Raw genomic sequence first — 14,134 nt, forward strand, 5'->3', positions numbered from 1 at the left:
CTCGCTAGCAATGTAATGCTTAGCTTAACTCACCACAAAAACGGTAACCTTCACCATGGATTGTTGCGATTATTTCTGGTGTATCAGCAATGCTTTCGAAATGCTTACGGATACGACGAATAGTTACATCAACAGTACGATCGTGTGGTTTTAATTCACGGCCTGTCATTTTTTTCAATAACATTGCACGTGTTTGAATTTTACCTGGATTCTCTACAAAGTGTAGCATCGCACGGAATTCACTACGTGGCAGTTTGAATGAATCATCCAGTGGACTAATCAAAGAACGGCTGTTGATATTTAAACGCCAGCCATTAAATTCATATTCTTCTATAATCGTTTTTTCTTCGTCTGCTACTGGGATTTTAGTAAAAGTACGGCCGAGTAGGTTACGTGCACGAATCGTTAATTCACGTGGATTAAATGGTTTAGTAATGTAGTCATCAGCACCAATTTCTAGACCTAAAATCTTGTCAACTTCATTGTCGCGACCAGTTAAAAACATGAGAGCTAAATTATGTTTGTCACGTAGTTCACGTGCTAACAATAAGCCATTTTTACCTGGAAGGTTAATATCCATGATTACCAAGCTGATCGGATTATTGGTAATGATCTCATACATTTCATCGCCGTTACTTGCTTCATGTACTGAATAGCCTTCAGCTTCGAAGATGCTTTTTAGGGTGTTACGTGTAACGAGTTCATCTTCTACGATAAGAATGTTTGGGGTTTGCATAAACGTACCTAGTTTCGCTTTGGATCAAATAGTGCCCAGATTATTGATATCAATGAATCGGGGAGTAAGAGTAATACATCCATGAAATATAAGACTATTTATCTAAAACAGCTGATTGCGGCAGGATATCTAGTTTTATGGCTTCCTTAACTATAGGATTATATGTTATTAACAGCAGTATAACAACCTAATGTAATTATGTTACGTAATAACTCAACGCGATTTGATATTTATCAAATAACCCTCATTGGTTATTTTTAGCTGAAATTAATGCTTTTAACGATGAATTAAATAAATATTATTGATATGATTATGAATGAAAAAACCATTAAATCCATTGTAATCAATTGGTTGTGTTTTTTCCTTGTATGCTTAATATTATTTAAAGCTTGAGTTTATCAGACCAGATTTAGCTCACCCCCTTCGAATTAACCTATTTATATTAAAGAATAATAATGAAAATTATTTTTATTATTATTCTTTTTTCATAAATTTCAGTACTAAATAAACAGATCTGTCATGGTTTATTGCACTTATATTTGATGTTGGCGCGACGTTTTAGTTTTAATTTAGCAATATGTCAGTTGCTTAGGTGAATTATTTTGGGTTACTACACCGCTCTACTATTGAAGCGGTTCTTTGCCAGTAAAGTGTAATCAAATTACAAACTGGTAAGTTTTATCTATAATTAATGACCAATGTATTTACTTTGTTAATCAATTATAGATTGAAATGATTGATTTGCGCTAATATGTTAGCAGTTGTAGTAATTGTCGTTTCACGTAACATAGCTACTGGATTATTAGTGATAAACAATAACGACTCTAAGGATGGACTATGTTAGACCTGTTACCTGATCTTTGTGATCGGCATTTTAATCAACTGTCTGTAATGGATCCTATTTTTCAAAGTTACGGTAAAGCGACTATTTTTAGTGGGCAAGCGGTAACTGTTAAATGTTTTGAAGATAACTCTCTGGTTAAAGAACTGGCTGGCACGCCGGGTGAAGGGCGTATCCTCGTTGTTGACGGCGGTGGTTCTACACGACGTGCATTACTCGGTGATATGATCGCTGAAAACGCCGTTAAAAATGGTTGGGCGGGTTTTGTTATTTATGGTGCCATTCGTGATGTCGCGACGATTAATACGCTTGAATTAGGGGTTAAAGCAATAACCGCTTGCCCTGTTAAAACAGAAAAGCGTGGTCTAGGTGATGCAGGTATCAATTTGCACTTTGCTGGTGTGAATATTGCTGAAGGCGATTATATCTATGCCGATTTAAACGGTGTCGTGGTGGCTAAAGAACCGCTTCTTTAATAGTATTAATTCGATGTGAAGATAGGGATGAGGTTAATTGATTATTAATCTCATCCCTTTTTTGTTTACCTATTCTATTTACTTATTCATCTCGGTTAAAACGTCGTGCTCGACGATAAGGGAATACATCGCTGTATTTACCGCGATTAATATTGTCTTGCAGTCCTTTCCAATAATCGGCGTCAAGCAGATCTGAATGATATTTTTTAAAGAGCTTGTTAATTTCAGGTCGAGATAATAAGAAGGTCTCAAACTCTTCTGGGAATACATCATTGGGCGCGACGGCGTACCAAGGTTCTGCCAGCATTATGTCTTCTGGATAACGTAGTGGCGGAATGTAGCGGAAGTTAATTTCATGCATATATGAGATTTCATCATAATCGTAAAAGACCACGCGATTATGTCGGGTCACACCAAAGTTTTTAAACAGCATATCACCAGGAAAAATATCTGCAGCCGCAAGTTGTTTGATGGCATTACCGTATTCATCAATCGCGTTATCAAGTTCTTCTACATTTGCTTGTTCGAGATACATGTTTAGCGGGATCATCTTACGTTCAATATAAAGATGTTTGATCACCACTTTACTGTTGGTGATTTTAATAATTGAAGGGGCGACAGCTAACAATTCATCGAGCAGTTCTTGACTGAAACGATCTTTGGGGAAAGCAAAGTTCTTAAATTGTTGGGTATCAGCCATACGGCCGACACGATCATGAGATTTTACGATCTTATATTTTTCTTTTACTGTCGCGTGATCGATTTGTTTAGGTGGTGCAAATTCATCTTTAATGAGCTTAAATACCACGTCATAAGAAGGCAGGGTGAATACGCTCATCACCATACCTTTAATACCCGGGGCAATAATGAACTTATCATCAGAGTTATCTAAGTGCTTTATGTAGTGGCGGAACAGCTCTGTTTTTGCATGTTTTTGGCAACCAATAGCAGAGTAGATCTCAAAGTTAGTTTTATGTGGGATCATCGGTTTTAAAAATTGTACTATGGCTCCAGGCTCTGGCGCATAAACAAAGAAATAAGCACGGGCAAAGCCAAATAAAATACTGGTTTCTTCTTTTTCAAAAATAACTGTATCTAAATAAATTTCGTTTTCTTCGTTATTTAAAATCGGAAATACCAACGGGTACATTTGTCCATCTGCAAAGATCTTACCCATAAGGTAAGCCCCTTTGTTGCGATAAAACACCTCGTTAAGCATATGTACTTCAATGTGTTCTGCTTCGGTGAGTTGTTTTGGTGCATGTTGGTTAAGGTAATCCACGACATTAGCAAGGTCCCTGTCCAAGTTCTCCCATCGAGCCGTAAACGTATAACCACCAATGATCTTACGTAAGATCACCGAAAAGTTTCCACCTCGGGTATAGCTACGATAAAAATTATTCGGGTACGCAGGATCTCGAACGCGATTAGCATTCGTTATGAATAGTTGTTCTTTATATATATTGGTATGTTTAAAGACACGGCGATAAACAGAGTTAAAGAAACTTTCGGCAATTTCAAAATTTGGGTAATGCTGTAATAGCGCTTCGTACTCCCGCTTAATCCCTTGCAGGAATACTTTATTCGCTTCTGTTTCAGCCGCAAGATCTTGCATTTTCTGAGCTGTCTTACCGACATGGTAATCATAAAGGCTAATACGTTTTTTAGCGGCTATTTGCACACCATGCCAATCCGCGTTTTCAAAACGTAATTTGGCACCACGCGTGACTTCTAAAAATCGGCTATAAAAAGCATCAAATGATTCTAATAACGAACCCGCTATTTGTGCTTCTAAAACTTTTTCCATACAACAAACCCTTGGACTTAAGACAGGCTTAAATATCGCAATCTTTAAACATTATTTCAACATGTTTAAATGCTTTTATCGATGTGGAGTGAAACAACTAAATTTATATTAAACTTGATTTGGTTCTCATTTTTTGATATTGCTATAGGTATTGAAATTATTAACAGATTTATTAAATATTATTATGACTTATTGCTTAGCGTTCATTACCACCACGATTATTAACACTGTTATTACAACGGTGGGATGATACGTAGGGCTAAGACAGAAATGATAAAAAAGCCCGTTACCATTTGGAACGGGCTTTTTTGTATCTACAAGGAGCAAAGGATGCGAGTTTTAAAATTTGGTGGAACATCATTGGCAAACGCCGAGCGATTTTCCTGTGCAGCAGATATCTCTGTGAGTAAGATTGAGCAATCACAGGTAGCATTGGTGTTATCTGCGCCAGCAAAAGTGACCAATAATTTGGTTGCAGCTGTGCAACAAACAGTTCGTGGCCTTGATGCGGAGTCATCACTGGAAGAAATCGAAGGGATCTTTAAGGCGCTTGTTGAAGGTCTAAAAGTTCAATACCCTAATTTTAATGATGTAGTTGCATTAACGCAGGTAACAACATCATTAGCGACATTAAGAGAATACTTATATGGTGTTAAATTATTATCGCAATGCCCAGAAAACATTGAAGCAAAGATCTTAAGTACCGGTGAAAAGCTTAGCATTGTTTGTATGGAGCAACTGTTATTAGCCCGCGGATTTAAAGTTGAAGTGATTATTCCGCAAGACAAGCTAGTAGGAAAGGGCAGTGTACTAGAAGCCACTGTGGATATTGAGGCTTCTCGTGCTCGTTTTGAACAAAATCCAATTAAGACTGACCATATCTATTTAATGCCTGGCTTCACAGCGGGTGATGAACAGGGCAATACAGTTGTACTTGGCCGTAATGGTTCTGATTATTCTGCTGCGGTATTAGCGGCGTGTCTGTATGCTGACTGCTGTGAAATATGGACTGACGTAGACGGTGTTTACGCTTGTGACCCACGCTTAGTAAAAGACGCTAAATTACTTAAAACATTAAGCTACCCAGAAGCAATGGAATTGTCTTATTTTGGCGCGAAAGTACTACATCCAAAAACGATTGCACCGATTGCTCTGCACCACATTCCTTGTTTGATTAAGAATACTAAAAATCCAGAAGGTGAAGGCACTTTAATCGGCGGATTAATGTCAAAAACCCAAGCCGAAGTTAAATCATTATCAGAGCTTAGTGGCATGACCATGATTAACGTTTCCGGTCCGGGTATGAAAGGTATGGTTGGCATGGCTGGTCGTATTTTTGAAACAGTATCACGCGCTGGTGTATCCATTGCCCTTATCACGCAATCATCATCAGAATACAGTGTTAGCTTCTGTATCCACAGTTATGATGCAGGTAAAGCGAAACTGGCACTGAATAACGAATTTACTTTAGAGATCAGTAATCAGTTACTCGAACCTATCGAAATGCGTGATGGTTTAGCGATTGTATCGCTGGTTGGTGATGGCATGCGTAAAGCCAACGGTATTGCTGCACGTTTCTTTATGGCATTAGCACAAGCATCAGTGAATCTTGTTGCCATTGCACAAGGTTCATCAGAACGTTCTATTTCTGCGGTTATTGATGAAAGCAAAGCCAATGAAGCGATTAAAGCATCACACAATATTTTCTTTGGTAAACAACAATACATCGACCTTTTCTTATTAGGGTGCGGTGGTGTGGGCGCGGCATTAGTCGAACAAATCAAACGTCAAAAAGAGTTTTTAGCAGAACGTCATATTGAGCTCCGTGTCTGCGGTATTGCTAACAGCCGCCAAATGTTACTCGACTCAGAAGGGTTATCATTAACACATTGGGCTGATGATCTTGCTGTCAGTGATACAGAGTTCTCACTAGCAGCACTGGAAGATTTGGTTAAAAACAGCCATATCATTAACCCGGTGATTGTTGATTGTACAAGTAATGATAATCTTGCTAGTCAATATGTTGACTTTTTGGGGAGTGGTTTCCACGTTGTTGCGGCGAACAAAAAAGCCAATACCATGAGTATGGATTATTACCATGAACTGCGTTTAACGGCATTAAAAACCCGCCGTCGTTTCTTATACGATACTAATGTAGGTGCTGGTCTACCTGTGATTGAAAATCTGCAGAATCTATTAAGCGCGGGTGATGAACTCGTACGCTTCAACGGTATTCTGTCTGGTTCTATGTCATACATCTTTGGTAAATTAGATGAAGGTATGAGCTTCTCGAAAGCAACGGCACAAGCACGTGACAATGGCTTTACAGAACCGGACCCACGTGAAGATTTAAGCGGCATGGATATCGCACGTAAATTATTGATTATTGCACGTGAAGCAGGCATGGATTTAACCTTAGACCAAGTTGAAGTTGAAGAAGCAATACCTGCTGATTTTGACGCAACGGGCACTAATGAAGAATTTATGGCTAACCTACCAAAAGCAGATGCGTACTTTGCTGATTTACAAGCTACGGCTGCTGAAGAGGGTAAAGTTTTACGTTATATCGGTCAGATTGAAGACGGTAAATGTAAAGTATCTATTGCGGCAGTACCAGAATCAGATCCGTTGAATAAAGTAAAAGATGGTGAGAATGCATTGGCATTTTATAGCCGTTATTATCAGCCAATCCCAATGGTGTTACGTGGTTATGGTGCTGGTTCAGAAGTGACTGCAGCAGGCGTATTTGCCGATGTATTACGTACCCTTAATTGGAAGCAAGAGGTTTAACCATGAGTATAGTTGTATTCGCACCGGCATCGGTAGCTAATGTAAGTGCAGGTTTTGATGCATTAGGTTTCCCGATTGCTCCGATTGATGGTTCGCTCATCGGCGATAAAGTATTTATTACCGATGCAGATTCGGCATTTAGCCTAGCCTCTAGTGGTCGTTTTAAGCATAAATTACCTGATGATTACCGTGAAAATATCATCTATGATTGTTATCTTGGTTATGCCGCCGCGTTAGAAAAACGTGGTTTTAAGATCAAAAATATTGCCATGGAATTAGAAAAAAACTTACCGATTGGTAGTGGTCTAGGATCAAGTGCGGCGTCAATTGTCGCAGGACTAGAAGCACTGAATGAATTTCATGATAACACCCTTGATGAACACGAAATGGTGTTATTAATGGGTGAACTTGAAGGTAAAATTAGTGGTAGCGTACATTATGATAATGTCGCGCCTTGTGCATTAGGTGGTATGCAATTAATGCTGGGCGAAAATGGGGTCGTGAGTCAATCTGTGCCTTGTTTCGATGAATGGTACTGGGTGGTAGCTTATCCGGGCATTAGCATTTCAACAGCTGCTGCGCGTGACATCTTACCAACAGAGTACAGCCGTAGTGATTGTTTAACTTATGGTCGTCACTTAGCTGGATTTATCCATGCTTGTTACAGCAAGCAACAAGACTTGGCAGCTGCGATGTTGAAAGATGTGATTGCAGAACCATATCGTTCACAGCTTATTCCTAAATTTGACGAAGTGCGTGACTACGCTAAAGAACTAGGCGCATTAGCAACGGGTATCTCAGGCTCAGGCCCTACGGTATTTAACGTGATGACGGACTTAGCACAAGCTGAAAAACTAAAATCTTGGTTAGACGCTAACTTTATCCAAAACGGAGATGGTTTCAGCCATATCTGTAAACTGGATAAACAAGGCGCACGTGTTGTGGGTACAGAATTGTAATTATAGAAATATAAAAATACTGCGTGGTGATTGTTGAACCCTAGGCACTAGGGTTATATGTTCTTATTATGTTAAGGTCATAGTTATCACGCAGGTGCACAAATAATGTTTTAGGGAATGAACAACAATGAAATTATACAGTATTAAAGATCACGCAGAGACAGTTAGCTTTGCACAAGCAGTAAAACAAGGTATGGGTAAAAACCAAGGTTTGTTCTTTCCGAGCGAAATTAATCCGATAGACGATATTGATGCTTTACTAGAGATGAACCTAGTTGATCGTAGTCGCGTTATTTTACAATCACTGATCGGTGATGAATTTAGCGAGCAAGAATTACATGACATTATTGCAAGTGCGTTTAACTTTCCTGCGCCAGTCACAAAAATTAGCGATAAGATCAGTGCATTAGAATTATTTCACGGTCCAACTCTTGCGTTTAAAGACTTTGGCGGCCGTTTCATGGCGCAGTGTCTATCACGCCTGACTACAGGTGAAAAAATTACGATTTTAACAGCAACATCAGGCGATACTGGTGCTGCCGTTGCACATGCTTTCTACGGTATTGAAAATATCGAAGTTGTAGTCATGTATCCAAAAGGTAAGATCAGCTTCTTGCAAGAACAGATGTTCTGTACGCTCGGTGGTAATATCCGCACTATTGCGATTGATGGTGACTTTGATGCATGTCAGGCATTAATGAAGCGTTCTTTTGATGATGCAGAGCTGCGTCAGGCAATCGGTCTTAACTCAGCTAACTCAATTAATATTAGTCGTCTAATGGCACAAATCTGTTATTACTTCGAAGCATTCGCACAACTACCAAAAGCGCAGCGTGCACAAACGGTGGTGTCTGTACCAAGTGGTAACTTTGGTAACCTGACTGCTGGCTTATTAGCAAAAACATTAGGCTTACCAGTTAAGCGTTTTATTGCAGCAACGAATATTAATGACACTGTACCGCGTTATTTAGAAAGCGGTAAGTGGGATCCAAAAGCAACGCAAGCAACCTTATCCAATGCGATGGATGTGAGTGTACCAAGTAACTGGCCACGTATCGAAGAACTGGCTCGTGTTAAAGGTTGGGACTTGTCTGAACTCGCATCTGATTTCTTATCTGACGAAGATACTAAACAAGCTGTTGTGGCGTTAGATGAACAAAGTTATCTATGTGAACCGCATGGTGCGATTGCATATGACCGTTTAAGTGCACAGCTGAGCGAAGATGAATTCGGTTTATTCCTATGTACAGCGCACCCTGCGAAGTTCAAAGAATCAGTTGAAGAGATTCTAGGTCGCGATATTGGCTTGCCACAAGAACTTGCTGATTGTGCAGATAAGCCAAACTTATCTGTTGATATGGCAAATGACTTTGTGGCATTACGTGCATTTTTGATGGCGTAGTCTAGCCTTAAATCACGCATTCTCACATTTGTGAAGATACCTTGTTTTGATGTTGTTGTTAATGGCATCGGAGCAAGGTATTTTTTTTGGCTGTAAGCGCCTATTTAATAACAGAATCTCTAATTCTGCCCCTGCAATAACTGTAATTATCACTTGAATATCTTCTATAACAGGGGTAGCTTTGCTCTTTCGTTCTAAAATAACAACCTGAATTCAAAAAAGGTATTTATGGGTAAGGTATTAAAAGATCTGCTTGGACAGCTAACGTTAGAAACCATTGAAGAAGGGATTTACCGTGGTCAGAGCCAAGATTTAGGATTTGGCGCTGTATTTGGTGGTCAAGTAATGGGTCAAGCATTATCGGCAGCAAAAGAAACCGTTTCAGCTGATCGTAAAGTGCACTCCTTCCACTCTTATTTCCTGCGTGCTGGCGATGTTAAAAAGCCGATTGTTTATGAAGTAGAAAATATTCGTGATGGCGGCTCCATTACCACACGCCGTATTCGAGCGATCCAAAATGGCCAAGCTATATTCTACATGACGGCGTCTTATCAGATTGAACGTGAAGGTTACGATCATCAAGATGTTATGCCGGATGTGCCGCCACCGGAAGACCTGCTTTCAGAACAAGACCATGTATTATCGCTACGTGATGAATTGCCTGATGATATTTGTGCCAAGTTTGTTTGTGAAAGGCCAATTGAAATGCGTCCAGTTAATTATCTTGATCCACTTAATGAAGAGAAGTCTGCACCAGAGCGGTATATTTGGTTTAAAGCCAATGGGCAAATGCCAGACGATGCACGTATTCATAAATATTTACTTGCTTACGCATCTGATTTCTGTTTTTTGCCAACCGCATTACAACCACACGGTAAGGGCTTTATGAGTCCGAATATGCAGGTGGTGACTATTGATCATTCAATGTGGTTTCACCGCGACTTTCGTATGGATGACTGGTTATTATATGCGGTAGACAGTTCAACCGCGTCAGGTTCTCGTGGTCTAGTTCGTGGACGTTTCTTTACTCGCGATGGAAAAATGGTCGCAACCACAATGCAAGAAGGGTTAATTCGAAACCGAGAGATCGCTTAATTACGTACTTAATTACGAAATAATGCAACATTTCGGATGAAAACGTCGAAATGTTGTTTTATTACGAAAATTTGTGGTCGGGATCATGCTTTCCTGAAATTTATAAACATTTCCTACTCCTGCTTATTCGCTTCTGCCTCATTTTAATCTACAATGAAGATCGTTTTTTGTTACTAGGTATTCCCCCCTATTATGTCTGTTAGAGTTGCCATTAATGGTTATGGACGAATTGGACGTAGTGTTGTCCGAGCGTTGTATGAAAGTAACCGTCAGGACGAAATTAAGATCGTTGTGATTAACGAACTCGCGGCTCCTGAAGCGATAGTACATTTAACTCAATATGACTCAACACATGGCCGTTTTCCATTCTCAGTACAACTGGGCGATAACCTATTACAAATTGAAAATGATTGTATTCATTTAGTGCGTCACCCAGAACTGGTTGATTTACCTTGGCTGGAACATGACATTGATATCGTGCTTGATTGTACGGGTATATATGGCACTAAAGCGGATGCTGAAGCACATATTGCTGCCGGCGCTAAAAAAGTTATTTTTTCCCATCCTGCGAGTTCGGATGTTGATGCCACGGTTGTGTTTGGCGTTAACCATGAGCAGCTAACGGGTGCTGAGACATTTATTTCTGGTGCGTCTTGTACCACTAACTGTATGGTGCCAGTGATCAATGCTCTTGATAGTGCATTTGATATTAAATGCGGCACGATCACTACTATTCACTCAGCAATGAATGATCAACCTGTAATCGATTCTTATCATTCGGATTTACGTCGCACACGTGCTGCAAGTCATTCTATTATTCCGGTTGACACAAAATTAGCAGCAGGGATTGAACGTATTTTACCTAAGTTCGCGAATAAATTTGAAGCCATTGCCGTTCGGGTTCCTACCTTAAACGTCACTGCAATGGACTTAAGTATCACGGTGAGCAAAGAAGTCACAATTGAAGATATTAACAATTGTTTACACGCTGCCGCAGAAACTGAACTAAAAGGGATCTTGGGTTATACCGAGGCTCCGCTGGTATCAATAGACTTTAACCATGACCCGCGCTCTAGCATTATTGATGGTACCCAAACACGGGTCAGCGATGGACATTTGGTGAAATTATTAGCCTGGTGTGACAACGAATGGGGCTTTGCTAACCGTCTACTTGATACGACTTATTACATCGCTACGCTAGCGAAAAATAGATTGAAATAAATTTTATAAAATTGATAGCTTTAAGGATTGAACGATGAATATTATTAAAATGACAGATCTTGATCTTGCAGGTCAACGTGTATTAATTCGTGCAGATTTAAACGTACCAGTTAAAAATGGCAAAGTAACATCTGACGCGCGTATCCGTGCCTCATTACCAACAATCAAACTTGCATTAGCAGCTGGCGCAAAAGTGATGGTTACATCACACCTTGGTCGTCCAACGGAAGGTGAATTCTCTCAAGAGTTTTCATTAGAACCTGTTGTGGACTACCTTAAAGAAGCACTAGAAAATAACGTTGTTCTAGCACGTGATTACCTAGACGGTTTAGAATTAAACGCAGGTGAATTAGTTGTACTAGAAAACGTTCGTTTTAATAAAGGCGAAAAGAAAAACGAAGACGTATTATCAAAAGCATACGCAAATCTATGTGACGTATTCGTAATGGACGCATTTGGTACTGCTCATCGTGCACAAGCATCAACACACGGTGTTGGTATGTTTGCACCAATCGCTTGTTCTGGTCCGCTACTTTCTGCAGAACTTGAAGCACTGGGTAAAGCAATGGACAAACCAGCGCGTCCATTCCTCGCTATTGTCGGTGGTTCTAAAGTATCAACTAAATTAACGGTACTTGATTCATTATCAACAATTGCTGATCAGCTTGTTGTTGGTGGCGGTATTGCGAATACATTTATCGCAGCGCAAGGTCACAACGTAGGTAAATCACTATGTGAGCATGATCTAATTGATACAGCAAAAGCATTAATGGCGAAATGTGAGATTCCAGTAGCAACTGACGTATTAGTTGCTAGCGAGTTCTCTGAAACGGCTGAAGCAACATTGAAACCAGCATCAGAAGTCAGTGATGACGATATGATCTTCGATCTAGGTCCTGATTCTGCAAATCAACTTGCTGAGATGATCAAGTCGGCGAAAACAATTATTTGGAATGGTCCAGTTGGCGTATTTGAATTTGCTAACTTCGCTAAAGGTACTGAAATCATCGGTCGTGCGATTGCAGAAAGCGATGCATTCTCTATCGCTGGTGGCGGTGACACACTCGCAGCTATTGATCAATTCGGTCTGGCTGATGGTATTTCTTATATCTCTACTGGTGGCGGCGCGTTCCTTGAATTTGTAGAAGGTAAAGTACTACCAGCAGTCGCTATGTTAGAAGAACGTGCGAAAAACGCATAACTAACAATTAGCAACGAATGATGAATAACTAATCGTTGTTTTGTTGCTACGGCTATCGCTATAGATTAACTGTAGCGGTGAAAGTATTTTAAAAATTTGTGCTGAATAATTCAGTACTTAAATATGTAAACAATAAGGCTAATATTATGTCTAAGATCTTTGATGTTGTAAAACCAGGTGTTGTAACAGGCGATGACGTGCAAAAAATCTTTGCGATTGCTAAAGAAAACAACTTCGCGCTACCTGCTGTAAACATGGTAAACACTGATTCAATCAACGGTACATTAGAAGCTGCTGCAAAATCTAAATCTCCTGTGATCATCCAGTTCTCACACGGTGGCGCTGCATTCTTCGCTGGTAAAGGTATTGGTCTTGAAGGTCACGGCGCATCTATCATGGGCGCAATCGCCGGTGCTAAATACGTACACGTAATGGCTGAATCTTATGGTGTTCCAGTTATTATCCATACCGATCACGCAGCGAAAAAACTATTACCTTGGATCGATGGACTACTAGACGCGGGTGAAGAGTTCTTCGCACAAACTGGTAAGCCACTATTTAGCTCACACATGTTAGATCTTTCTGAAGAATCACTAGAAGAAAACATCGCTACATGTGGTGAATACCTAGCACGTATGTCTAAAATGGACATGACTATCGAAATTGAACTCGGTTGTACTGGTGGTGAAGAAGATGGCGTAGATAACTCTGATATGGACGCATCTGAACTTTATACTTCACCTGAAGACGTTGCATACGCTTATGAAAAACTAACGGCAATTAGCCCACGTTTTACTATCGCAGCATCTTTCGGTAACGTACACGGTGTATACAAGCCTGGTAACGTTGTACTTACGCCAACGATCCTACGTGATTCACAAGCATACTGTTCAGAGAAATTCGGCCTTCCTGCTAACTCTCTAAACTTCGTATTCCACGGTGGTTCTGGTTCAAGTGAAGCTGAAATCCAAGAGTCAATCGGTTACGGTGTTATCAAAATGAACATCGATACTGATACACAGTGGGCAACTTGGGACGGTATCAAGAACTATTACGAAGGTAAAAAAGAATTCCTTCAAGGTCAAATTGGTAACCCAACTGGCGCAGATGCTCCAAACAAAAAACACTATGATCCACGCGTATGGTTACGCGCTGGTCAAACAAGTCTAGTTGCTCGTTTAGAACAAGCACACAAAGATCTAAACAGTGTAGACGTTCTATAGACCTAAATAGCGCTAGCATGCTGTAATCGATTACGATTAACGTAGCTAATAGCTGTTATTGAAAATACCGCTCACAAGGTGAGCGGTATTTTTTTATCTGTAATTCTTGCCTTCATCTTATTTAATGCAATCCCTGACTTATTATGCACTTATATCAATATTGTCAGTTGTTATTAGCAATGTGCATAACATTATATTCTTTACTTATTCAATTTTTAGATATGAATTCCAATCGTTTATAATTATTTTTTATTTTTTTTATTTTTAATTATTAAATTTTGTGTTTGACTATGAAAAATGTGATCGTGAATGTATATTCGGTATATGTGAATAATTAATTTAATCGTGTGCCGTGTGACCGCGTGTTTAAGGAAGGATAACGA

Annotated in this window: 10 protein-coding genes; 8 read left to right on the top strand and 2 right to left on the bottom strand. The window is 39.7% G+C overall.

Annotation, left to right across the window (positions count from 1 at the left end):
• Positions 1-19 precede the first annotated feature (19 nt).
• A complete protein-coding gene (gene arcA, locus BT797_RS02745) occupies positions 20-736 on the bottom strand; it encodes a two-component system response regulator ArcA (RefSeq protein ID WP_045109245.1) in 717 nt (238 codons plus the stop codon).
• A gap of 837 nt (positions 737-1,573) precedes the next feature.
• Between arcA and BT797_RS02750 the strand changes: the two genes are divergently transcribed.
• Positions 1,574-2,053: a putative 4-hydroxy-4-methyl-2-oxoglutarate aldolase gene (locus tag BT797_RS02750; RefSeq protein WP_045109246.1), complete on the top strand. Its 480-nt coding sequence runs from the start codon at positions 1,574-1,576 to the stop codon at positions 2,051-2,053.
• A gap of 82 nt (positions 2,054-2,135) precedes the next feature.
• On the opposite strand, the gene aceK is transcribed toward BT797_RS02750, so the two are convergent.
• Positions 2,136-3,860 (bottom strand): bifunctional isocitrate dehydrogenase kinase/phosphatase, encoded by a 1,725-nt coding sequence (gene aceK / locus BT797_RS02755; protein WP_045109247.1) that lies wholly within the window; start codon positions 3,858-3,860, stop codon positions 2,136-2,138.
• A gap of 330 nt (positions 3,861-4,190) precedes the next feature.
• On the opposite strand from aceK, the gene thrA reads away from it, so the two are divergent.
• From thrA to fbaA, 7 genes are all read left to right on the top strand, one after another.
• Positions 4,191-6,650, top strand: a complete 2,460-nt coding sequence (gene thrA, locus BT797_RS02760; RefSeq protein WP_075471012.1) for a bifunctional aspartate kinase/homoserine dehydrogenase I — start codon at positions 4,191-4,193, stop codon at positions 6,648-6,650.
• Between the two features lie 2 nt (positions 6,651-6,652).
• Positions 6,653-7,609: a homoserine kinase gene (thrB, locus tag BT797_RS02765; protein WP_075471013.1), complete on the top strand. Its 957-nt coding sequence runs from the start codon at positions 6,653-6,655 to the stop codon at positions 7,607-7,609.
• 127 nt (positions 7,610-7,736) lie between these two features.
• Entirely contained in the window at positions 7,737-9,011 is a 1,275-nt protein-coding gene (gene thrC / locus BT797_RS02770; protein WP_075471014.1) for a threonine synthase, read from the top strand.
• 228 nt (positions 9,012-9,239) lie between these two features.
• Positions 9,240-10,106 (top strand): acyl-CoA thioesterase II, encoded by an 867-nt coding sequence (tesB, locus tag BT797_RS02775; RefSeq protein ID WP_045109250.1) that lies wholly within the window; start codon positions 9,240-9,242, stop codon positions 10,104-10,106.
• 192 nt (positions 10,107-10,298) lie between these two features.
• Positions 10,299-11,327, top strand: a complete 1,029-nt coding sequence (gene epd, locus BT797_RS02780; protein ID WP_045109251.1) for an erythrose-4-phosphate dehydrogenase — start codon at positions 10,299-10,301, stop codon at positions 11,325-11,327.
• A 34-nt stretch (positions 11,328-11,361) separates the two neighbouring features.
• A complete protein-coding gene (locus BT797_RS02785) occupies positions 11,362-12,528 on the top strand; it encodes a phosphoglycerate kinase (protein ID WP_075471015.1) in 1,167 nt (388 codons plus the stop codon).
• Between the two features lie 146 nt (positions 12,529-12,674).
• Positions 12,675-13,751, top strand: a complete 1,077-nt coding sequence (gene fbaA, locus BT797_RS02790; RefSeq protein ID WP_045109253.1) for a class II fructose-bisphosphate aldolase — start codon at positions 12,675-12,677, stop codon at positions 13,749-13,751.
• Positions 13,752-14,134 lie beyond the last annotated feature (383 nt).

It is taken from the genome of Moritella viscosa (genome assembly GCF_900120065.1).
GTDB lineage: Bacteria > Pseudomonadota > Gammaproteobacteria > Enterobacterales > Moritellaceae > Moritella > Moritella viscosa.